Origin of the sequence: Kitasatospora sp. NPDC051914, from assembly GCF_040680995.1 — a bacterium.
Classification (GTDB): Bacteria; Actinomycetota; Actinomycetes; order Streptomycetales; family Streptomycetaceae; genus Kitasatospora.
On the sequence record NZ_JBFAXX010000003.1, the window covers coordinates 116645 to 136171 of the forward strand.

25 protein-coding genes are annotated in these 19527 nt (G+C 74.4%); 12 read left to right on the plus strand and 13 right to left on the minus strand.

From position 1 onward, the window contains the following. Nucleotides 1-42 precede the first annotated feature (42 nt). From AB0M03_RS03685 to AB0M03_RS03705, 5 genes are all read right to left on the minus strand, one after another. Complete coding sequence (locus AB0M03_RS03685) at nucleotides 43-414, minus strand: STAS domain-containing protein (RefSeq protein ID WP_363487989.1); 372 nt, start codon at nucleotides 412-414, stop codon at nucleotides 43-45. Nucleotides 415-642: 228 nt separating this feature from the next. Then, complete coding sequence (locus tag AB0M03_RS03690; RefSeq protein WP_363487991.1) at nucleotides 643-1539, minus strand: SDR family oxidoreductase; 897 nt, start codon at nucleotides 1537-1539, stop codon at nucleotides 643-645. Nucleotides 1540-1781: 242 nt separating this feature from the next. Next, nucleotides 1782-2939, minus strand: a complete 1158-nt coding sequence (locus AB0M03_RS03695) for a hypothetical protein (RefSeq protein ID WP_363487993.1) — start codon at nucleotides 2937-2939, stop codon at nucleotides 1782-1784. A gap of 118 nt (nucleotides 2940-3057) precedes the next feature. After that, nucleotides 3058-3723 carry a helix-turn-helix transcriptional regulator gene (locus AB0M03_RS03700; RefSeq protein WP_363487995.1) on the minus strand — a complete coding sequence of 222 codons (666 nt, stop codon included), beginning with the start codon at nucleotides 3721-3723 and terminating at the stop codon, nucleotides 3058-3060. Between the two features lie 110 nt (nucleotides 3724-3833). Next, nucleotides 3834-4127, minus strand: a complete 294-nt coding sequence (locus AB0M03_RS03705; protein ID WP_363487997.1) for a hypothetical protein — start codon at nucleotides 4125-4127, stop codon at nucleotides 3834-3836. A 221-nt stretch (nucleotides 4128-4348) separates the two neighbouring features. On the opposite strand from AB0M03_RS03705, the gene AB0M03_RS03710 reads away from it, so the two are divergent. The 4 genes from AB0M03_RS03710 (at nucleotide 4349) to AB0M03_RS03725 (ending at nucleotide 9035) form a co-directional block, all read left to right on the plus strand. Then, nucleotides 4349-4813, plus strand: a complete 465-nt coding sequence (locus AB0M03_RS03710; protein ID WP_363487999.1) for an SRPBCC family protein — start codon at nucleotides 4349-4351, stop codon at nucleotides 4811-4813. Between the two features lie 98 nt (nucleotides 4814-4911). After that, nucleotides 4912-6378, plus strand: coding sequence for an ornithine decarboxylase (locus AB0M03_RS03715; protein WP_363488001.1), 1467 nt, complete (start codon nucleotides 4912-4914; stop codon nucleotides 6376-6378). A gap of 84 nt (nucleotides 6379-6462) precedes the next feature. Further along, a complete protein-coding gene (locus tag AB0M03_RS03720; RefSeq protein ID WP_363488003.1) occupies nucleotides 6463-6786 on the plus strand; it encodes a plasmid stabilization protein in 324 nt (107 codons plus the stop codon). 77 nt (nucleotides 6787-6863) lie between these two features. Continuing rightward, nucleotides 6864-9035 carry a SpoIIE family protein phosphatase gene (locus AB0M03_RS03725; RefSeq protein WP_363488005.1) on the plus strand — a complete coding sequence of 724 codons (2172 nt, stop codon included), beginning with the start codon at nucleotides 6864-6866 and terminating at the stop codon, nucleotides 9033-9035. Between the two features lie 17 nt (nucleotides 9036-9052). Here AB0M03_RS03725 and AB0M03_RS03730 read toward each other — a convergent pair whose 3' ends face one another. Together AB0M03_RS03730 and AB0M03_RS03735 are read right to left on the minus strand one after the other, a co-directional pair. After that, the gene (locus tag AB0M03_RS03730; RefSeq protein WP_363488007.1) at nucleotides 9053-9793 is read right to left on the minus strand and encodes an MgtC/SapB family protein; all 741 of its coding nucleotides are present in this window, start codon (nucleotides 9791-9793) and stop codon (nucleotides 9053-9055) included. A 109-nt stretch (nucleotides 9794-9902) separates the two neighbouring features. Then, on the minus strand, nucleotides 9903-10304 hold the full coding sequence (locus AB0M03_RS03735) for an ATP-binding protein (protein WP_363488009.1): 402 nt from the start codon (nucleotides 10302-10304) through the stop codon (nucleotides 9903-9905). A 205-nt stretch (nucleotides 10305-10509) separates the two neighbouring features. Here AB0M03_RS03735 and AB0M03_RS03740 point away from each other — a divergent pair, with 205 nt between their 5' ends. Then, entirely contained in the window at nucleotides 10510-10866 is a 357-nt protein-coding gene (locus tag AB0M03_RS03740) for an STAS domain-containing protein (protein ID WP_363488011.1), read from the plus strand. Nucleotides 10867-10887: 21 nt separating this feature from the next. Here the strand turns inward: AB0M03_RS03740 and AB0M03_RS03745 are convergent, their stop codons facing one another. Together AB0M03_RS03745 and AB0M03_RS03750 are read right to left on the minus strand one after the other, a co-directional pair. Continuing rightward, on the minus strand, nucleotides 10888-11379 hold the full coding sequence (locus AB0M03_RS03745) for a hemerythrin domain-containing protein (protein ID WP_363488013.1): 492 nt from the start codon (nucleotides 11377-11379) through the stop codon (nucleotides 10888-10890). A gap of 80 nt (nucleotides 11380-11459) precedes the next feature. Further along, nucleotides 11460-11921, minus strand: coding sequence for a hypothetical protein (locus AB0M03_RS03750; RefSeq protein ID WP_363488015.1), 462 nt, complete (start codon nucleotides 11919-11921; stop codon nucleotides 11460-11462). Between the two features lie 108 nt (nucleotides 11922-12029). On the opposite strand from AB0M03_RS03750, the gene ddaH reads away from it, so the two are divergent. The 5 genes from ddaH to AB0M03_RS03775 are packed head-to-tail and all read left to right on the plus strand — an operon-like array spanning nucleotide 12030 to nucleotide 15373. Beyond that, nucleotides 12030-12854 carry a dimethylargininase gene (gene ddaH, locus AB0M03_RS03755; RefSeq protein WP_363488017.1) on the plus strand — a complete coding sequence of 275 codons (825 nt, stop codon included), beginning with the start codon at nucleotides 12030-12032 and terminating at the stop codon, nucleotides 12852-12854. A 42-nt stretch (nucleotides 12855-12896) separates the two neighbouring features. After that, nucleotides 12897-13919 carry an iron-containing redox enzyme family protein gene (locus AB0M03_RS03760; RefSeq protein ID WP_363488019.1) on the plus strand — a complete coding sequence of 341 codons (1023 nt, stop codon included), beginning with the start codon at nucleotides 12897-12899 and terminating at the stop codon, nucleotides 13917-13919. Nucleotides 13920-13946: 27 nt separating this feature from the next. Next, nucleotides 13947-14468: a nicotinamide-nucleotide amidohydrolase family protein gene (locus tag AB0M03_RS03765; protein ID WP_363488021.1), complete on the plus strand. Its 522-nt coding sequence runs from the start codon at nucleotides 13947-13949 to the stop codon at nucleotides 14466-14468. Between the two features lie 52 nt (nucleotides 14469-14520). After that, complete coding sequence (locus tag AB0M03_RS03770) at nucleotides 14521-15171, plus strand: HemK2/MTQ2 family protein methyltransferase (protein WP_363488024.1); 651 nt, start codon at nucleotides 14521-14523, stop codon at nucleotides 15169-15171. Further along, nucleotides 15155-15373 carry a CDGSH iron-sulfur domain-containing protein gene (locus AB0M03_RS03775; RefSeq protein ID WP_363488026.1) on the plus strand — a complete coding sequence of 73 codons (219 nt, stop codon included), beginning with the start codon at nucleotides 15155-15157 and terminating at the stop codon, nucleotides 15371-15373. Before AB0M03_RS03770 ends, AB0M03_RS03775 begins: the two co-directional genes overlap by 17 nt. An 84-nt stretch (nucleotides 15374-15457) precedes the next feature. Here AB0M03_RS03775 and AB0M03_RS03780 read toward each other — a convergent pair whose 3' ends face one another. Then, nucleotides 15458-16405: a helix-turn-helix domain-containing protein gene (locus AB0M03_RS03780; RefSeq protein WP_363488028.1), complete on the minus strand. Its 948-nt coding sequence runs from the start codon at nucleotides 16403-16405 to the stop codon at nucleotides 15458-15460. Between the two features lie 233 nt (nucleotides 16406-16638). Here AB0M03_RS03780 and AB0M03_RS03785 point away from each other — a divergent pair, with 233 nt between their 5' ends. Then, nucleotides 16639-17196 carry a hemerythrin domain-containing protein gene (locus tag AB0M03_RS03785; protein ID WP_363488030.1) on the plus strand — a complete coding sequence of 186 codons (558 nt, stop codon included), beginning with the start codon at nucleotides 16639-16641 and terminating at the stop codon, nucleotides 17194-17196. A 277-nt stretch (nucleotides 17197-17473) separates the two neighbouring features. Here AB0M03_RS03785 and AB0M03_RS03790 read toward each other — a convergent pair whose 3' ends face one another. Beyond that, nucleotides 17474-17932: a DoxX family membrane protein gene (locus AB0M03_RS03790; RefSeq protein WP_363488032.1), complete on the minus strand. Its 459-nt coding sequence runs from the start codon at nucleotides 17930-17932 to the stop codon at nucleotides 17474-17476. A gap of 67 nt (nucleotides 17933-17999) precedes the next feature. Continuing rightward, on the minus strand, nucleotides 18000-18350 hold the full coding sequence (locus AB0M03_RS03795) for an STAS domain-containing protein (protein ID WP_363488034.1): 351 nt from the start codon (nucleotides 18348-18350) through the stop codon (nucleotides 18000-18002). Between the two features lie 273 nt (nucleotides 18351-18623). On the opposite strand from AB0M03_RS03795, the gene AB0M03_RS03800 reads away from it, so the two are divergent. Beyond that, nucleotides 18624-18983 (plus strand): STAS domain-containing protein, encoded by a 360-nt coding sequence (locus tag AB0M03_RS03800; RefSeq protein WP_363488036.1) that lies wholly within the window; start codon nucleotides 18624-18626, stop codon nucleotides 18981-18983. Between the two features lie 33 nt (nucleotides 18984-19016). Here the strand turns inward: AB0M03_RS03800 and AB0M03_RS03805 are convergent, their stop codons facing one another. Then, the gene (locus AB0M03_RS03805; RefSeq protein ID WP_363488038.1) at nucleotides 19017-19496 is read right to left on the minus strand and encodes an ATP-binding protein; all 480 of its coding nucleotides are present in this window, start codon (nucleotides 19494-19496) and stop codon (nucleotides 19017-19019) included. Nucleotides 19497-19527: the final 31 nt, after the last annotated feature.

The window sequence follows — 19527 nt, forward strand, 5'->3', positions numbered from 1 at the left end:
GTGAGCTGCTCTTGCCGACGCGTGTACCCGGTGTTCCGGGGCCTATCCGCCGGGAGGCAGCCGATTCCCCGGGTGCCGGACGGCCTCCTCGACGGTCGCGTACACGGGGAAGACCCCGAGCGCGTCGGTCAGCTCCAGGACCCGTCGTACGCCGGAGCTCGGTGCCACCAGGACGACGGGCACTCCCCGCCCGGCTGCCTCCGTGCGAACGATGATCAGCTCGCTCAGACCGCTGGAGGTGAACAGCTCCACACCGCTCAGGTCGATCGCCAGCACCTGCGGAAGCCGGCCGAGGGCCTCCGCCAGGACGCTCCGGAGCTCACCTTCGGTGCCGAGGTGGATGTCACCCGCGAAGGTGCACACCACGGCCCCGCCGACCGCGACCGTGCCGGCCCTCAGCTCCGTCTCGGACACGGCACCGCGCTCCCCTCGAGAAGCAGGCAACCGGCACACGGCGTTCCGTCCCGCGCCGGAACTCCACCGTATGCCCGCGCCACCGGCGCCGGTAGTCGCACCGAAGCCGCACCGGACGGCCGCCGGCGCACGGCCCGCCGCCGAGGAGCCCGATCCCGACGCCGGTGGGCCGGCCCTCGACGACGAGCGCCGTGACACCACCGGTGCGGTCGCCGACGAGGCGGCCGGTCACGGCAGCGGCGTGCCGCCCGTGGCGTTGACGATCTCGCCCGTGATGTACGAGGCCTCCTGGGAGGCGAGGAAGACGTAGGCGGGCGCCATCTCGGCCGGCTGTGCGGCACGGCCCAGCGGCGACTGCTCCCCGAAGTGCGCCACCTTGTCCGGCGGCATGGTGGCCGGGATCAGCGGCGTCCACACCGGGCCGGGGGCCACGGCGTTCACCCTGATCCCGTCCGGGGCGAGCTGCAGCGCGAGGCCCTGGGTGAAGGCGACGATCGCCGCCTTGGTCATGGCGTAGTCGAGCAGGTGCGGGCTGGGCTTGTACGCCTGCACGGACGTGGTGTTGACGATCGCCGAACCCGGCCTCAGGAAGGGCAGCGCGGCACGGGTGAGCCAGAACATGCCGTACAGGTTGGTCTTCATCACCCGGTCGAACTGCTCGGTGTCGATCGCCGCCAGCCCGTCCGGCTGCGACATCTGGTAGGCCGCGTTGTTCACCAGGATGTCCAGCCCGCCGAGTTCCCGGTCACAGCGTTCCACCAGTTCCCGGCAGAAGGCCTCCTCCCGGATGTCGCCGGGCACGGCCAGCACCTTCCGTCCTGCCTCCTCCACCAGGCGCACCGTCTCCTCGGCGTCCTGCTGTTCCTCGGGGAGGTGGCAGAACGCGATCTCGGCGCCCTCGCGGGCGAAGGCCAGGGCGACCGCCCGGCCGATGCCGGAATCGCCGCCGGTGATCAGCGCGCGGCGGTCCTCGAGCCGGCCGCAGCCCCGGTAGCTCCGCTCGCCGTGGTCGGGCTCGGGACTCATCCGTCTTCCACTGCCCGGATGCGGCTGGTCCTGTTCGGGAAATTCGGGCTTCGGGTGCTGCCCGACCGGGTCCTGCGGCGTGTATTGGTCGCCCGTCATGGCGGATCTCCTCGTGCTGTGCAGCCGCCTCCGTGGTGTTCCGTGCTCGGGCGGCCGATCGGATGCGCGAACCGGCGCCGTCCGGCGCCGCCCGCCGCCGTGCCGACCGCCGAAGGGGGCGGTCGGCGAGCCTCCGGGCGGGGCGGCACCGGGTCCACCTGCGAAGGTGCGCCGGCGTCTGCCCCCGGCGCAGCCGGGCAAACCCGCGGGGCCGGGTGCACAGGGCTCTCCGTCCCTCCCGGTCAGGTCCGCCAGCGCAGCACGGCTCCCACCCCGCCGACCGGGCCGTCCGTGTCGTCCGGCACGGGGATCGCCTCGGCCCGCGAGGCGATGGCGCAGCGCAGCAGGGCGTCTCCGGCGGGCGCCTGCACGGGGTGGGCCACGCCCATACCGCGCACCTCGCCGCGGTCGACGCCGATGTGCTCGGGCTCCGGGCCGATCCACACCTCGCGGTGGATGTCCGGGCCGTCCTCGCGGAGCAGCAGGGTGGCGAGTTGGCGCTGCCGGGCGGCGGCCATGACGGCCGGGACGCCCTCCGCCGCGGCTCCCGGCGCGATCTCGGTTCCCGCGCCGTCCGTCCGGTGCTCGCCGGGGCGGCCGGTGCCGCTGCGGAACCGGTCCAGGGCTTCCTCGGCACGGTGGCGGCGGAATTGCCGCCACGCCTCGTCGAGCCGTCGTTCGAAGGCCTCTGCGTGGATGCCGTCGGCCCGGCCGCCGCCGTCCACCTCCACGGTGAGGGGCTGGAGCTCCTGCGGCAGCCGTTGGTGGACGGCGCGCCGCTCCCGGACGTCGCCGGTGAGGACGACCAGTTCCGCCCCGATCTGCGACCGGGTTCCGGCGAGCTGCTCGGCGATGGTGTCGGCGGTCCGGTCCCAGGCGTCCTGTTCCCGGTGCCGGTAGTGCCACTCGTAGCGGTCGGCGGGCGGTGCGCGGTGTCCTCTGCCCTGCCTGGTCACGCCGTCCACCGTGCCGACGGGTTCCGGTCTGCCGAGGCGGCGGGTCTCCAGGTCGGCGCCCGTGCGATCGACGGCCGCGACCAGGCATTCGGCGGCCGCGGCCTCCAGGCGCCCGAGCAGGTTGGACAGGTGCGGCAGCGGTCCCCAGGCGGTCTCCACGCCGACCGGTGCGGTGGCGAGCGGAACGTCGAGCACGACTTCGCCGCCCGCGGCGAACAGGGCCCGTCCGGGCGGGGAGTCCGAGACGGGCTCGTTCTCGAGGTGCTCCCAGACGGCTCGGCAGACACCGGGGTCGGCCCCCCGGTCGATGAGGTCGCGCACGGCCGTGCGCCGGAGCAGCGTCTGCCGCTGCGCGGCGTCCTCGGTCGTACGGGAGGTGTCGAGGCAGACCGTGGCCCAGGGGCCGGGCCGGTCGATCAGTGGTGCGAGGAAGCCGATGTCCATGGCGCGCTCCTCGGGAGGGTCCGATTCTTCCCTGTCGCGCGGCTGCCCGGCCCGTCGGCGGGAAAACGGATGTGCCGGGCACGCACCTTCCGGTGCGGCGGAGCACCGGCGGGCGGGCTCAGGCCCGGGCGGCGAGCGTGCTGTGCGGGGCGGTCCGGTAGGCCTCGCGGTACGAGGCGGCGAACCGGCCGGGGTGGCCGAAACCCCAGCGTGCGGCGATCTCGGTCACCGTGGCGGTCGCCGGGTCCGCCGCGAGCAGGTCCCGGTGTGCCGCGTCCAGGCGGACCCGGCGCAGGTGGGCCAGCGGCGTGGTGTCCAGATGGCGGCGGAACGCGTACTGCAGGGCGCGGGGGGTGACGAAGGCGGCGGCGGAGATGTCGGCGAGGACGATGTCCTCCCCGGCGTGGGACTCGATGAACGCGACCGCCAGACGCAAGGTGGCCGGAGGGGTGTCCGTCCCGTCCGCGGGAGCCGGTCCCCGGGTGGCGGGGACGGGGAAGACCTCGAGGGCGACCTGCACCAGCAGGCGGGCGGTGCGGCCCGCCACCCGCGGGGTGAGGGTCTCGGTGTGCCCGAGGCGGGCGGCGACGTAACGGACGGCGGCGTCCCACAGGCCGGCCGCGGCCGCGTCCACCGCGACCGCATCCACCGGGAGGCGTTTCGGCGGTGCGGCGTCCACGAGGCCGCGCAGTCTCAGGCAGGCCCCGTACGCCGTGCCCGCGAACAGCCCGACCGTGCCGGTCGCCGGCATGGTGATCGGGCCCCGGTCGGTGGTGCCGGGCATCGCGGGCCACCTCCTCGACGACGGTGCGGGGCCGGCCGGACACCACCGGGCGTCTCGGCACCGCACCGCCTCTCTCAGCGGCTGCGCGCAGGGCCGGGAACGAAACGCCGTCAGCCCCACCAATGTCCGACCGGGCCCTCGGTCGGCCGTCGGTCGGGCTCCTCCCGCTCGCTGCCGGTCTCGACGAGCACGCCCAGTACGGCAGCCGCTGCCGCCACCGCCGGTACCGCCTCGGTCATCGCGTGGTAGGCGGCCTGCCGGTCCCCGGCCTCCCAGGACTCCACTGCGCCGGCCGCCAGCTCCCGCACCTCGGTGAGCCTCGCCAGCGCGGCCTGCGGCAGAGCCTCCGAGGGCAGCGGTTCCTGGAGCAGGGCCGAGTCGTCGGACGAAGAATCAGTGGTCATCCGCTCATCATCACCGCAGCGCCCGGTGGCGGCACGCCGCCACACCCGGTGCGGCGCGCCGAACGGGTGCAGTCCGAGGCGCCGCCGGGGTCACCGCGGTTCCCGGACGAGCGCTCGTTCACCCGCGAGTGTGAGGACGGACCGGTGGCTCCCGTTAGAACCGCGGCCGACCGGGCAAGCGCGTGGCGGACCTGTTGGACGAGTAGAGACCGGAGGCCGGCATGAGCATGGTTCAAGAGTCCGTCGAGGTCGAGGTTCCGCTGCACACCGCGTACAACCAGTGGACGCAGTTCGAGGACTTCCCCCGCTTCATGGAGGGTGTCGAAGAAGTCACCCAGGTCGACGAGCGGCACAACCACTGGAAGACCAAGGTCGCCGGGGTGAGCCGGGAGTTCGACACCGAGATCGTCGACCAGCTGCCCGACCAGAAGATCGCCTGGCGGACCATGGGAGGCGACGTCCAGCAGATGGGCGTGGTGACGTTCGAGCGTCTGGACGACCACCACACGATGGTCCGCCTGGCGATGGACTTCGAACCGGGCGGCGTCGCCGAGAAGGCCGCGGACGCCATGGGGATGGTCGACCGCCGGGTCAAGGGCGACCTGAAGCGCTTCAAGTCGTTCATCGAGGAGCAGGGCATGGAGAGCGGCGGCTGGCGCGGCCGGATCTCCCCCGGCAGCTCCTGACCGCAGCAGGGGCGGCGGGTCGCCGGGCTCGGTCCCCGGCGGCCCGCCGCCGCGTGTGCACGGCGTTTTCGCGCAGACCGAGGGGGCAGGCGCGGGCCATGGACCAATCCCAGGCACCCGTGCTCGAGGCCCTCGCGGCCCACCACGCGAACCCGCCGACCGCGTTCACCCCGCCCGGCCACAAGCAGGGCCGCGGGGCCGATCCACGGGTCCTTCAGGCCCTGGGCCCGGACGTCTTCCGGTCGGACGTGCTCGCCGTCAACGGCCTGGACGACCGCACCTCCTCCCGGCGGATCCTCGAACACGCGCAGGAGCTGATGGCCGAGGCCGTCGGCGCGGACCACACCTTCTTCTCCACCTGCGGCAGCTCGCTGTCGGTCAAGGCGGCCATGCTCTCCGTCGCCGGCCCGCACGAGGAACTGGTGGTCGGACGCGACGCCCACAAGTCGGTCGTCGCCGGCCTGATCCTCGCCGGCATCCGCCCGGTCTGGGTGGACCCCCAGTGGGACCCGGACCTGCACCTGGCGCACCCGCCGTCGGCCGACGCCTTCGACACCGCGCTCCGCGAGCACCCCGACGCCCGCGGAGCCCTCGTCACCTCCCCCACGCCGTACGGCACCTGCGCCGACCTGGCCGCGATCGCCGGGACCGCCCACCGGCACGGCCGGCCGCTGATCGTGGACGAGGCCTGGGGCGCCCACCTGCCGTTCCACCCCGGTCTGCCGACCTGGGCCATGGACGCGGGCGCCGACGTCTGCGTCACCTCCGTCCACAAGATGGGCTCCGCCCTCGAACAGAGCTCCGTCTTCCACCTCCAGGGCGACCTGGTGGACCCGGACGTCCTGAAGCAGCGGGAGGACCTGCTCGGCACCACCAGCCCCTCGGTCCTGGTGTACGCCGCCCTGGACGGCTGGCGCCGCCAGATGGTCCAGCACGGGCGCGCCCTCTACGACGCCGCCCTCGACCTGGCCGCCGGCCTGCGCACCCGGATCGCGGCCATGGACGGCCTGCACGTCCACGGCCGCGACGACTTCTGCGCCCCCGGCCGCGCCGCCGACCTCGACCCGCTCCAGCTCGTCGTCGACATCTCCGCGCTCGACACCACCGGCTACCTGGCCGGCGACTGGCTCCGCTCCCACCACCAGGTCGACCTGCACGTGTGCGACCACCGCCGCATCAGCGCCCAGCTCACCCACGCCGACGACAGCACGACCGCGCACATCCTGGTCTCCGCACTGACCGAACTCGTCGACGTCGCACCAGGACTGCCGCCCGCCGGGAAGGTCCACGTCCCGGACCCCGGGCAGCTGCGCCTCGAACAGGTCCTGCTCCCCCGCGACGCCTTCTTCGGCCCGGTGGAGCGGGTGGCGATCGACGGCGCCGAGGGCCGGATCACCGCCGAGATGCTCACCCCGTACCCGCCGGGCGTCCCGGCCGCCCTGCCGGGCGAGCGCCTGAACGGCGATGTGCTCGCCTACCTGCGCACCGGCGTCGAGGCCGGCATGCTCGTCCCCGACGCCGCGGACCCGCATCTGCGGACCGTGCGGGTGGCCGTCGAGACCTGACTCCCGGTACCGGCGGGACGAATGGGCGGGAGTCCGCCGGGTAGGCGCGCAGCCAAGCAGACGGCACGAGCACGAGGAGGAGAAATGCCGGCCGGCTCGAGCAAGAAGAGGGAACGCCAGTACGAGCACATCAAGGACAGCGCCCTGGACCGTGGCGAGAGCGAGAAGCGGGCGAAGGAGATCGCCGCGCGCACCGTCAACAAGGAACGCGCCCGGCACGGCGAGTCGAAGACCGCCAGCCGCTCCTCCACCCAGGACATGTCGTCCTCGCGTCGCGGCGGGCAGCGCTCGCACTCCGGCTCCGAGGGCCCGACCTACGACCAGCTGTACAACGAGGCCAAGCAGCGCAACATCCACGGCCGTTCGAAGATGAACAAGAAGCAGCTCGCGAACGCCCTCGGCCGCTGAACGCGGCGGCGGCCGCCCCGCGGCGGCCGCCCCGCCCGGCGGACACCGGATCGACCGCACGTCCGGAGGGCCCGCGCATGGACACCCCCACCGAGAAGGCACCCCACCGTACGAAGCCCGACCCGGCCGGACCGGACGCGGAACTCGATGCGGCGCTGGCCGCGGCCGTGCACCGGGCCGGCGCGTCCGCAGGCGCCGTCTTCCTCCTGGACCGGGACCCCGTCCTGGTCATGGCCGTGGCCTACCGCCTGCCCTCGGGACTCACCGCGGCCTGGCGCCGCATCCCCCTCACCTCGCCGCTGCCGGTCTGCGACGCCGTACTGCAGGACCGGTTCGTGTGGGTCGGCTCGCAGGAGGACCTGGCCCGGTCGTACTCCCGGATCGCCGTGGCCCTGCCCTACCGGCTCGCCCTCGCGGCCGCCCCGCTCAGCGGAACCCGCCGGGTCTGGGGTGCCCTCCTGCTGATCTTCCCCGCGGACCATCCCGAGCACGCCACACCCCGCGAGCGCGGGAACATCACCACCCGGGCCCGCCTCCTCGCCCGCCTCCTGGACGACGCCGGACGCCCGCCCGCCCTTCCCGAGCTGCCGCGCACCGCACCCGAGCCGCCGGCCGGCCCCCGCTCGTCCCTGCCCGCACCGGCCGCGGCGGACTTCGCCGACCGCCTGCCCGGCGCCAGCCTCGCCCTCGACCTCGCGGGGCGGATCACCTTCGCCAGCGCCCGTGCGGCCGGCCTGCTCGGCCGCACGCCGGACCAACTGCTGGGCACCCTGCCGTGGCTGGCCCTGCCCTGGCTCGACGACCCGACGGTGGAGGACCGCTACCGCACCGCGGTCATCAGCCGCGAACCCACCGCCTTCACCGCGCTGCGGCCGCCCGGCACCCCGCTCGACTTCCGCCTCTACCCCGACCGCACCGGCATCAGCGTCCGCATCACCCCCGCGCGCGCGGACGCGAGTCCGCCCGGCCACCACGACCCCGCCGTCGAACCCGGCCTCCCGCAGGCAGACGACCGCCCGGACGGCCGCCTCTACCAGCTGATGCACCTCGCCGTGGCCCTCACCGAGGCCGTCGGCGTCCGCGACGTCGTCGACCTGGTCGCCGACCAGGTGCTGCCCGCGTTCGGCGCGGACGGCCTCGTCCTGTCGGCCGCCGACGCGGGCAGGCTGAGGATCATCGGGCACTGCGGATACTCCTCGGCGACCATCGAACGGCTGGACGGCCTGCCCCTCGACACCGATCTCACCCCCGCCGGCCAGGTGCTGGCCACCGGCACGCCGTCCTTCTTCTCCGACGTGCACGACATGGCCGAGCTCTACCCCGGCGCACCCCGGATGAGCGGCAAACACGCCTGGGCGATCCTCCCGTTGATCGTGTCCGGGCGTCCGGTCGGTGTCTGCGTCCTGTCCTACGACCGCGCCCGTTCGTTCACCGCCGACGAGCGCGCCGTCCTCACCTCCCTCGCCGGGCTGCTCGCCCAGGCCGTGGACCGCGCCCGCCTGTACGACGCCAAGCACGACCTCGCGGACGACCTCCAGCGCGCCCTCCTCCCCCGCTCCCTCCCCCACGTCCCCGGCATCGCGGTGGCCTCCCGCTACCTGCCCGCCACCCGCGGCCTCGACGTCGGCGGCGACTTCTACGACTTCATCCGCCTCGACGACCGCACCGCCGCCGCCGTCATCGGCGACGTCCAGGGCCACAACACCACCGCCGCCGCCCTCATGGGCCAGGTCCGCACCGCCGTGCACGCCCACGCGACCGCCGGTGCCGCCCCCGACCAGGTCCTCACCCGCACCAACCGGCTCCTCGCCGACCTCGACCCCGACCTCCTCGTCTCCTGTCTCTACGCCCAGCTGGACCTCACCCGGCGCCAGGCCACCATCGCCTCCGCCGGCCACCCGCCCCCACTGCTGCGCCGGCCCACCGGCCGGGGCCACGTCCTGACCGTCGAGGCCGGCCCGCTGCTCGGTGTCGACACCACGGCCGCCTACCCGCTCACCACCCTCCCGCTCCCCGACCGCACACTGCTGGCCCTCTACACCGACGGGCTGGTCGAAGTCCCCGGCACCGACGCGTCCCGGAACGCGGCCGAGCTGGCCGGTCTCCTCACCCACAGCCGGGCCGCCACCCCCGACCGGCTCATCGACCAACTGGTGCACCACACCTGGCCGACCGGCCGGCACACCGACGACATCGCCCTGCTCGTACTGGACGTCGCGGGTCCGCGCAGCCTGAGAGTCGCAGCCTGAGAGTCGCGGCCTCGGGGTCAGGGACTGCGGGGCCCGGGGACGGAGTCCTCGGTGCGGATCAGGACGGAGCGGATGCCGCCGAGGGCGGCGAGCTCGGTGGTCAGAGCCCGGACGTCCGAGCGGCCCTCCAGGGTCAGGCAGAGCCTGATCAGCGAGTCGGCCGGCTCGCCGTCCTTCAGGCGGGGTACGCGGTCGTGCTCGGTCTCGGTGTCCAGGATGCGGAAGCCGGCCGCCGCACAGGCCTCCAGCACGCGGGGCAGCAGGCCGTGGCCGATCTCGTACACCAGCGCGACGGTCACCGGGGCCGCCGCCAGCGCGGGAGCCAGCCGGCGCAGCAGGGCGGGGAAGCCGCGCACGATGAGGAAGTAGCCGGCGGTGCAGACCGTGGCGACGATTCCGAGTCCTGCGGCGCAGGCCATGCCGACGGCGCAGGTGAGCCAGATCGTCGCCGCGGTGGTGAGGCCCCGCACCGTGTCGCGGCGGACGAAGATCAGGCCGCCGCCGATGAAGCCGATGCCGGTGACGATCTGCGCGGCCACCCGGGACGGGTCGCCCGCGCCGAAGCCGTACCGGGAGACGTTGACGAAGAGCGCGCTGCCCAGGCCGACCAGGGCGTGGGTGCGCAGGCCCGCGCTCTTCTGCCCGGCCTCGCGCTCCAGGCCGATCAGGCTGGACAGGACGAGGGCCACCGCCAGGTCCGCCAGTGCCGTCCAGCCCTGGCCGCCCGTCAGTTGCCACAACGCCTCTGTCCGCTGCACCGTGCTCGCCTCTTCCGTCGCCGCCTGCGGCACGAGCCGCAGTGCCTCGGCACGCGCCTACCCGGAGCAGCCGGGATCCATCCACGGCCGGTCGAAAGCGGCAGTTCGGTCAGGGCGCGGGCAGGACCGCCCACACGGTCTTGCCGCTCGGTACGGGCGTGACGCCCCAGGTCACGGCGAGCCGGTCGACGATGTGCATGCCGTGGCCGTGCGGCTCCTGCGGCCGGTAGGGGCGCACCACCGGCGGCCGGGTGCTCGCATCGGTCACCGACACGGTGAGGGTGCCGTGGTTCAGGTCGAGGTCCAGGCAGAGCGGGCCCGGCGTGTGGAGGTAGGCGTTGGCGAGCAGTTCGCAGGCGACGAGCAGCGCGTCGTTCGCCCCCGGCCCTTCGAAGGGTGCGGGCGCCGAACCACGGGCCAGCGCACGGCGGACATAGGCCACGCCGACCTGGGGACCGGGGCCGTCGACCGGTCCGAGGGGCAGGTGCCAGTGACGCGTTCTCCGGTCCACGCTCGTCTCCCGCGTCCGATGGGTCCCCGGGGGGCGTGTAACCGTTCCCTCCCTGCCGTAACGCCCGGGGGCCCGCCGGCCACAGGAGTTCGTTCTGCGGTCGTTCGGGCCCGGACGCTTCGTTTGCCGGGGTGTGGGAAGACGCCGCGGGAACCACCGTCGAAGGGAGCCCTGCCCGGGTACCCGTGGCGGAAGGAGCAGATCCATGGACACGGAGCTCCGCGTCACGCCGCGCCCGGCCCCGCCCGGGGTGCGGATGCTGGCCGTGGTCGGCCAGGTCGACATGGACAGCGCCGGCCTGCTGGCCGGAGCCCTGGAGGAGGCCCTGAACAGCCCGCCTGCACCAGACACGCTGGTGGTGGACTGCTCGGCCCTGGCCTTCTGCACCTCCGCCGGGCTCAACGAACTGCTGCGGGCCCGGCTGGCGGCCGTCGCCGCGGGGGTGGCCTTCCGCCTGGCCTCACCCACACCCCGGATGAGCCGCCTGCTCCGGGTCACCGAGGCCGACACCGTGCTCGACATCGACACCGCGGAGCAGCCGCCCGTGAAGGACGGCTGCTGACCTGCCGGGTGGCGGTGACCGTCAGTACACCGGGAGGTCGTCGCGGGGTCGGTCGGCCGGACGGCGCTGCACCTTGTGCAGCCTGCCGGACCGGGCCCGCTCGCCCGCCTCCGCCAGTTCCTGCTCGGATGCGGCGGCGCCGAGGTCGCGCAGAAGCAGTGCCTGCTCCTCGCTGGCGTGGCCGGTCACCTCCCGTACGAGCAGTGCGACCTTGCGGTCGAACAGCGGGACGGCTTCGCCGAGCCGCGAGAGGTCGTCGAGCAGCGCACCCATGGTGGCCAGGCCCCCCTGCTCGCGCACCACGACCTCCCGGCGGTCCGGCAGGGTGCGCAGCGCCAGAGGGTAGAGGATCTGTTCCTCGACCGCCATGTGGCGCTCCAACAGGCCGGCTGCCTCGTCCAGGAGTTCACGGCGCAGCGGGTCCCCGAGCGGGGTACCGGCCATACGGCTGAACAGCACCCGGAGCCGGTCGTGGTCGGCGGTGAGGACGTCGACGAGATCGCCGGAGGTCATGGTGCACCTCGTTTTCCGTACCTGGTCACTGGTCGGGCTGCAGCGTGTACCCGGGGCGGGCTGGCCCAACCGGGACGGGATCAGAGCAGTGCGAGTCCGGCCGTGCCGTGCAGCACCACGCCGTCGTCGCAGGCCGCGGCGACACTGTCGGCGAGCCCGTCGGCCTGCTCCTGCGGGTCGCACTCCGGCCCCTCGGCTGCGCACCTGCCGGGCGGGACGACGACCACCAGGACCTCGCCGCGTTCGCGGGCCGCGGTCCGCCACTCGGGCGATGCCGCCGGTCCGGGCACCGGCTCCCAGACCTGACGTCCGCCCACGAGGACCAGCCGTTCGACCGGCGCGCCGCGCATCTCCAGCACGGCGGTGCTCTGCGGTGCCTCCCCCGCCGCCGGCAGGAACCCGCTCTCCAGCGCGTGGTCCAGCAGCTCGCGGTGCCACCGCGGCCCGACCTCGATGAACGCCTCCGCCACGGGAGGACCGGGCGGCTGTTCCTGCACGGTGAGTGCCCACACCGCGGATTCCGGGTCGAAGTCCTCGCTCACGGGCCACCTCCGGGTTCGCAGCGCCGGTGTGAGCCGCGCCCACCCGGGCCCGCCCGCTCCACGCACACCGCGTGTATGCCCCGGCAGGTCACGGGTAGGCGCGCGACCATGACGTCCCTGCTCCACCGCACGGCCCGCCGCAGGCGGTACCTGCTGTGTCCGCCCACGCATTTCGCCGTCAGGTACGCGATCAACCCGTGGATGGATCCCGGGCAGCCGGTCGACAGGGCCGCCGCCGACCGGCAGTGGCGCCGGCTGTGCGCGGTGCTGCGCAGCCTGGGGCACGAGGTGCTGACGCTCGACCCGTTGCCGGGACTGCCCGACATGGTGTTCACCGCCAACGGCGCCACCGTGGTGGGCGGGCGGGTGCTGGTGGCGCGGTTCAAGCACGCCGAGCGCGCGGGCGAGGCCACCGCCCACCGGCGCTGGTTCGACCGGGCGGGCTTCCGGCCCGTGCACACGGCGACGCGGGTCAACGAGGGCGAGGGCGATCTGCTGGTCGCCGGGCGGCGGATCCTGGCGGGCTGGGGTTTCCGGACGACCGCCCCCGCGCACCGCGAGGCGCAGCACCTGCTCGGCCTGCCGGTGGTCACCCTGCGACTGGTCGATCCGCGCTTCTACCACCTGGACACCGCGCTCACCGTCCTGAGCGACGATCAGATCATGTACTGGCCGCCCGCCTTCGCTCCCACCAGCCGGAGGCTGCTCGCCTCGCTGTACCCGGACGCCATCCGCGCCGGGGAGACGGACGCGGCCGTCTTCGGGCTCAATGCCGTCAGCGACGGCCGGCACGTGGTGCTTCCCCGGGCCGCGACCGGTCTGGCCGCACAGCTGCACACGCACGGCTACCGGCCGGTGCCGGTGGAGATGCCCGAGCTGCTCAAGGCGGGCGGCGGCCCCAAGTGCTGCACGCTCGAACTCCGCGATGCGTGAGCAGCGTCCGTCCGTACCGACTCCTGCGAGAGAGGTGCCCGCATGACGACCGACCTCCGTCCTGCCGTCCCGGAGGCCCCCGCCCTGCCGTCGGCACGCGGGCCGCTGTCCGCGCTGGTCCTCGACCTGCTCTCCGCGCCGCCGGGCACCGCCCCCGGCCGCACGGCCGGCACCCCGGACGCCTGGGGCGAGGACCTCCAGCTGGCGCTGTACCTCTGCTACGAACTCCACTACCAGGGCTTCGACCGGGTGGACCCGGCGTGGGAGTGGGACCCGGGCCTGCTCGCCCTGCGCGCCCGGCTGGAGGGCGCCTTCCTGGCGGCACTGCGCGAGGCCGTCGGCGACCCGGGCCCGCTGCCGCAGGTGGTCGCCGACCTGCTGGTCGAGCCCTCGGACGGCACGGGGCCCTCGTACCACCTGCTGGCGCACGGTGAGCGGTGGCAGGCCCGGGAGTACGTGGTCCACCGGTCGCTCTACCACCTCAAGGAGGCCGACCCGCAGCTGTGGGCCGTGCCCCGGCTGCCCCACCCGGCCAAGGCCGCCCTGATGACCGTGCAGTACGACGAGTACGGGTCGGGGCGGCCCGAGCGGGCCCACGCCCTGCTGTTCGCGCAGATGATGGCCGACCTGGGCCTGGACACCCGCTACGGCCACTACCTGGACACCGTGCCCGCCCCTGCCCTGGCGGTGGTCAACCTGATGTCGCTGTTCGGGCTGCACCGGGCGCTGCGCGGGGCGGCGGTCGGCCAGTTCGCCGCCGTCGAGATCACCTCGCCGCCGGGCGCGGCCAGGCTGGCCCGTGCACTGGAACGCTTCGGCGCCTCCCCGGCGGGGACGCTCTTCTACCGGGAGCACGTGGTGGCGGACGCCGTCCACGAGCAGCTGGTCCGCCGCACGGTCCTCGACCCGCTGGTCGCCGGTGACCCCGCGCTCGCCGCGGACATCGCCTTCGGCATCGCCGCTACCGGCACGGTCGAGGACCGGCTGGCCGGCCACCTGCTCGATGCGTGGGGCCGCGGCCGGAGTTCGCTGCGGGCACCGCTCGCCGACGGCCCGCCGACCTGACGGCCCTGCGGCACAAGGGAACGAACCATGGCCGACCACCCCTCCTCCGGCAGCCGTCTGGACCGTACGGCAGTGCTCGCCCGGCAGATCACGGCGGCCCTCGGCGCCGCGGGCCACACCGTCGCGGCCGCCGAGTCGCTGACCGCCGGCGCCCTCTGCCAGGCCCTCGCGGAGGCGCCCGGTGCGTCGACCGCCTTCCGGGGCGGCGTGGTCGCCTACGCCACCGAGCTGAAGGAGGGCCTGCTCGGCGTCGACGCCGCACTGCTCCGCGAACGCGGACCGGTGGACGCCCGGGTCGCGGCGCAGATGGCCGAGGGCGTCCGGCAGCTGACGGGCGCCCAGTACGGTCTGGCCACCACCGGGGTGGCCGGGCCGGCCCAGCAGGACGGCCACGAGGTCGGCACCGTCTACGTCGCACTCGCCTCCCCCGGCGGCGCCTCCACCGCCGAACCGCAGCACGGCGCCGCCGACCGCGAGGGAATCCGCCGTGCGGCCGTGCTGGCGGCGCTGGAACTCCTCCACGGTGCACTCAGGCCGCCCGTCGAGTAGCCCCTGACGGGTTGCGTTGGTTGAGCCCCCGCCGGGCGGGCAGGCGCGGACCATGCTTCTGCTCACCCCGCCGGGCGTGTACCCGGCCCAGGGGGACACCCGGCTGCTGACCGACGCGCTGGACCGTGAGGCCCTCGCCGCCGACAGCCGTGTCCTCGATCTGTGCACCGGCAGCGGGGCCGTGGCGATGGCCGCCGCCGCCCGCGGCGCCCGCGTCACCGCGGTGGACGTCTCCCTGCGCGCCCTGGCCGCCGCCGCGGCCAACCTGCTGCTCAACCGCCGCCGGGTGCGGCTGCGCCACGGCGACCTGCTGGCGCCGGTCGCCGGTGCCCGGTTCGACCTGATCACGGCGAACCCGCCGTACGTGCCCAGCCGGTCGGCGCCGCCGCGGCGCGGCATCGCCCGGAGCTGGGACGCCGGCCACGACGGCCGCGCCCTGCTCGACCGGATCTGCGCCGACGCGCCGGCACTGCTGGCCCCGGGCGGGGTGCTGCTCGTCGTGCAGTCGGCCGTCGCGGGCGTACCGGCCACCCTGACCGCCCTCGCCCGCGCGGGCCTGCGGGTGGGGATCGCCGCGCGGCGACGCCAGCCGTTCGGGCCGGTGATGACCGCCAGGGCCGACTGGTTCGAGGAGTGCGGGCTCATCGCTCCGGGGCAGCGCGAGGAGGAACTGGTGGTGGTCCGCGGTGTCCGGCCCGTCTGACCGCACGCGGCGGAGGGTCACCGTCGCCGAGGACGGCCCGTTCCTGGTCGAGGGCCCGGTCGAGGTCGTCCTCCCGGACGGCACCCGGCAGGTCAGCGAGCGGCCGGTGGTGGCCCTGTGCGCCTGCCGGCGCAGCCGGTGCTACCCGTTCTGCGACACCAGCCATCGCCGCCGCGCCCGGCCGGCGGACACCGGGGTTTGAAACGTCCCGTACTGACCAGAGGCGTAGAGCGGGTGTCACGGCTCCGCCCCCTGCCGTGGCACCCGCACGCGCACGCCTCTGCGGTCACCTTTTCAATGTGACCGAGGGGGCGACTCCGTAGGCGCGCCGGTAGGCCTCGGCGAAGCGGCCGGGGTGCGCGAAGCCCCAGCGGGCGGCGACCTGGGTGACCGTCACACCGCTCTGCGGCGTTGCGGCCCTGAGTTCGGCGTGCGCCCGCGCCATCCGGACACGGCGCAGGTGGGCCAGCGGGGTGCATCCGGCGTGCTGCCGGAACGAGTACTGCAGGGCCCTGGGCGTGACGAAGGCCGCGGCGGCGACGGCGGCGAGGGTGATGTCCAGGTGGGCGTTGTCCTCGATGAAGGCCATGGCCCGGCGCAGGGTCGCGGGGCCGGCGTCCCGGGTGTCGGCCGGTGCCGGGTCGGTGCGGGCGGTGTGCGGGAGCGCGGCCAGCGTCGCGGCCGCCAGGTGCTGGGCGGCAGTGGACACCACCAGCTCCGACTCACGGGCGACCGGGTTGTCCAGGACGCCGTCGCGCAGGTAGGCCACCGCCGCGGTCAGCTGCCGGTTCGCCGCCGCCGTGACCGCGCGGTGCCCGGTCAGCCGCACCGGCCCGCGGCCGTCGGCGAGCCCGGGAGCGACCTCCGTCAGCAGGGCGGGGTCGAACATGGCGATGGTGTACCGGGCCGACCTGACCTCGCCCCGGTAGGGCCGGTCGGGCGGGGCCACCAGGAAGGTGTCCCCGGCGGAGAACACCTCCTCGCGGCCGTCCGTCCGGTCGACCAGCACACCCTCGTGCATGCTGATCAGGCAGACCTTGCCGAGGCTGTCGGCGTCGTAGCCCATGTCGTAGCCGAACGACAGGCGGTCCACCGACAGCGCGCCGGCCGCGCGCCGGCTGATCCGCACCCGTGCGTCCTCGACCGGGCCGCCGATCCGCATGGGCGTGTAGGCCGTGGAGAGGAACTCCTCCGTCGCCTCCAGACTCGCGCTGTCGAACACGAACGACTCCATCACCACCTCCGGACACGGGAACGGGCCTGCTCCGACGCTACGCCTCGTCGCCCCCCGGCGTACCCGTCGACGGCGGTACGACACGACAACCCCCCGATTCCGCTCCTTCGCCCGCACAGCACGTGTGCACCCGGGCCGACGGGGTAGCCGCCCGAGCCGAAGGGCCCGCCGGCGAGCGGGCGACAACACAACCACTGGCCCGCACCGAGCGGGCCCGACCCGAGGAGGCTGCGATGGCAGGCCACGGCGGCGACGTCGTCAAGGAACTGGAGACCGACCACCGCGAGGTCGAGGAACTCTTCGCGCAGATCCTCAAGGCCACCGGAGGACACCGCAAGGCCCTGCTCGACGAGGTCACGATCGAACTCGTCCGGCACTCGGTCGCGGAGGAGGCCCACCTGTACCCCGCGGTGCGCAAGCACGTGCCCGGCGGCGACGCGATGGCCGACCGCGAGGTCGAGGACCATGCGAGGGTCGAACGGCTGCTGAAGGAGATCGAGGACAGGGACGCCGACGACGCCGCGCTGGCGGGTCTGGCGACCACCCTGGTGGAGGAGGTCACCTCGCACATCCGCGACGAGGAGCAGAACCTCTTCCCGGCCCTGCGCGCGGCCTGCAGCAAGGCCGACCTCGACCAACTCGGCGACAGCGTGCGCCTCTCCAAGTCGACCGCGCCGACGCGCCCGCACCCCGGTGCCCCCTCCTCCCCGGCCGCCCGCAAGCTGCTGGCACCGGGTGTCGGCCTGATCGACCGGGTACGGGACTACGTCACCGACCGCGGCGCGGCATAGGGAGGGACACGCCATGAGCATCCGACGCAGGGCGTACCCGCACGCGCCGCAGGGCCGGGGACGTCCGGACGACCGCGACACCGGGACCGACCGCGCCGCTCCGTCGGACGCCCACCGGGACGAGCCCCCGGGACGGAAGAACGCGGGCAGGAGCACCGCGTCGTCCCCCGCGGCGGGACGCGGCGGCACCGAGCCGGAACCGCCCGCGGCCGACACGGCAGCGCCATAGGGACGGCCGCTCCGGTGCCCCGGCGGACCGCCGGGGCACCGGACGGCTTCACCTGTGGTGGTGGAGCAGGCGGAGGACGCCGGGAATCGGCAGGGACGGGTGGCCGCTGCGCCGCCCTCCCTTGTCGGTGGCGGCGATCAGCAGTCCGCCGAACATGGAGAGGTTCTTGAGGAAGTGGATGCGCTGCCGGGCGCGTTCGCCCTCGTCCTCGGCCTCCCAGAAGCGGTGGCCCGCCCAGGTGACCGGGAGCAGGGTGCCGGCCAGGACGGCGGCCGACAGCCTCGGCAGCTTCCCCGCCGCGAGCATCAGACCGGAGACGGCCTGGACGGCACCGTTCAGGCGGACGGCGGTGGCGGTGCGGCTCGGCACGCCGGGGACGTCGGACAGTGTCTCGACCACCGGCCGGGCTGCGGGTGCCAGACGGTCCGGACGCCGTACCGCGTCGGTGCCGCCGGCGATGAACATCGACGCCAGCAGGGGGCGTGCACAGATTTCGACGACAGTCATGACAGGCGGCTTTCCGGCAGGCCGGGTTCCAATCACGGAACTGCGACGGCATCCGGGTGCTCCGCGGTCAGGTCGCGGTCTCCAGGAGGGCCGGGGGTTCGACGTCGAACACCGTGTGCGTTCCGGTCACCCGCAGCAGGTGGGTCAGCTGCGCGCGCAGCCCGCTCAGCCGGAAGGCGATGCCGTCGGCCGCGGCGCTGTGCCGCGCCTTGAGCAGTTCGTTCAGGCCCGCGGTGGTGCAGAACTCCAGTGCCGAGCAGTCCACCACGACGGTGTGCGGCGCCGGGAGGCGGCTCAGGGCCTTGTCCAGGGCGGTGCGCAGCGTTTCGACGCTGCCGGTGTCGGCCTCGCCGGCCAGCTGGACCACCCGCAGGCCCGGCGTGGGCGAACGGTGCGTGACGCGAATGACGGGATGCACGGGAGCCTCCTTCAGGACCGTGGCAGCCGCCCGCTTCGAGCGGCTGCCGCCCTGAATGTGTGCCAACCGCCTGCCCGGCGCGCGGCCCGGGAAACGAACCTGGTCGGGGATTGCCCGGGCAGTGTGCCGAGGTGTCGGGGATGAGGCCGTGCTTCGTATTCCGGCCGGTTGTCGGGGGGTGCTTCGTCTGTGGGGCTGCGGTCGGACCGCAGCAGGGCCAGGGTCGAATGGAGGCCCCCCGCCCATCGGGAGGCACGGCGAAAGGAGCCGGCCGTGGGAACGGAGCTCCGCATCACCCGGTGCCGCGCCCCGCGAGGGGTGTGCAGGCTGGTTCTGGCCGGCCAGGTCGACATGGACACCGCAGAACACCTCGCCAGGGCACTGGACGAGGTGCTGGCCGACGGCGGGGCCCCGGAGGTGCTCGCGGTCGACTGCTCCGGGCTGGAGTTCTGCGGCTCGGCCGGTCTGAACGAACTTCTCCGCGCCCGGCGGGCCGCCCTGGCAGCGGGCGTCGCCTTCCGGCTCGCAGCGCCGAGCCCGCAGGTGACCCGCCTCCTGCAGGTGACCGAGGCCGACACCGTGTTCGACGTCGAAGATGCGGACGTGTCCCGGCTCGAGGGCACTGCCTGCTGACGAATGCGAAATGCCGTCCGACAGGCGGTCGCCTCACCGCAGACGGCGCAGGCGGCGCGGGTCGACGGGCACCCCGTCGACCGGAGGGAGCGGTGGGACCAGCTCGGCCCAGACGGTCTTTCCGCCCCCGGAGGGCGTGTGGCCCCAGCGCAGGGCCAGTTGGTCCACGATGTGCAGGCCGTGACCGGTCGGGGCGTCGGGCCGACCGGGGCGGCGGAGGACCGGCGGCCTGAGGTCCCCGTCCGTGACCGCGATGCACAACCGCCGTCCCACGCGGTCGAGTTCGAGGCGCGTCGGCCCGGCGGTGTGCATGCACGCGTTGGCGAGGAGTTCGTCCGCCACGAGCAGCATGTCCTCGCGTGCACGCCTGACCTCGGGCCCGTCACCACCGACCGGGTACCAGTCGTCCAACGTCTGCCGGACGAAGGCCATGGCCGTGGCCAGGGCGCGTTCCTGTCCGGGTCGCAGGTACCGGACACGATGGTCCGGCAGTCCTGCGCGGTCGTCGATCATGGCGTCCTCCCGACGCCGATGCCGAGTCGCC

Bases quoted from the DNA above. Each gene is read 5' to 3' on its own strand.
- AB0M03_RS03695 (WP_363487993.1), bottom strand. From the start codon at position 2,939: ATGGACATCGGCTTCCTCGCACCACTGATCGACCGGCCCGGCCCCTGG.
- AB0M03_RS03740 (WP_363488011.1), top strand. From the start codon at position 10,510: ATGGACACGGAGCTCCGCGTCACGCCGCGCCCGGCCCCGCCCGGGGTG.
- AB0M03_RS03765 (WP_363488021.1), top strand. From the start codon at position 13,947: ATGGCCGACCACCCCTCCTCCGGCAGCCGTCTGGACCGTACGGCAGTG.
- AB0M03_RS03785 (WP_363488030.1), top strand. From the start codon at position 16,639: ATGGCAGGCCACGGCGGCGACGTCGTCAAGGAACTGGAGACCGACCAC.
- AB0M03_RS03705 (WP_363487997.1), bottom strand. From the start codon at position 4,127: ATGACCACTGATTCTTCGTCCGACGACTCGGCCCTGCTCCAGGAACCG.
- AB0M03_RS03700 (WP_363487995.1), bottom strand. From the start codon at position 3,723: ATGCCCGGCACCACCGACCGGGGCCCGATCACCATGCCGGCGACCGGC.
- AB0M03_RS03780 (WP_363488028.1), bottom strand. From the start codon at position 16,405: ATGGAGTCGTTCGTGTTCGACAGCGCGAGTCTGGAGGCGACGGAGGAG.
- AB0M03_RS03805 (WP_363488038.1), bottom strand. From the start codon at position 19,496: ATGATCGACGACCGCGCAGGACTGCCGGACCATCGTGTCCGGTACCTG.
- AB0M03_RS03725 (WP_363488005.1), top strand. From the start codon at position 6,864: ATGGACACCCCCACCGAGAAGGCACCCCACCGTACGAAGCCCGACCCG.
- AB0M03_RS03710 (WP_363487999.1), top strand. From the start codon at position 4,349: ATGAGCATGGTTCAAGAGTCCGTCGAGGTCGAGGTTCCGCTGCACACC.
- AB0M03_RS03690 (WP_363487991.1), bottom strand. From the start codon at position 1,539: ATGACGGGCGACCAATACACGCCGCAGGACCCGGTCGGGCAGCACCCG.
- AB0M03_RS03790 (WP_363488032.1), bottom strand. From the start codon at position 17,932: ATGACTGTCGTCGAAATCTGTGCACGCCCCCTGCTGGCGTCGATGTTC.
- AB0M03_RS03770 (WP_363488024.1), top strand. From the start codon at position 14,521: ATGCTTCTGCTCACCCCGCCGGGCGTGTACCCGGCCCAGGGGGACACC.
- AB0M03_RS03715 (WP_363488001.1), top strand. From the start codon at position 4,912: ATGGACCAATCCCAGGCACCCGTGCTCGAGGCCCTCGCGGCCCACCAC.
- AB0M03_RS03745 (WP_363488013.1), bottom strand. From the start codon at position 11,379: ATGACCTCCGGCGATCTCGTCGACGTCCTCACCGCCGACCACGACCGG.
- AB0M03_RS03760 (WP_363488019.1), top strand. From the start codon at position 12,897: ATGACGACCGACCTCCGTCCTGCCGTCCCGGAGGCCCCCGCCCTGCCG.
- AB0M03_RS03720 (WP_363488003.1), top strand. From the start codon at position 6,463: ATGCCGGCCGGCTCGAGCAAGAAGAGGGAACGCCAGTACGAGCACATC.
- ddaH (WP_363488017.1), top strand. From the start codon at position 12,030: ATGACGTCCCTGCTCCACCGCACGGCCCGCCGCAGGCGGTACCTGCTG.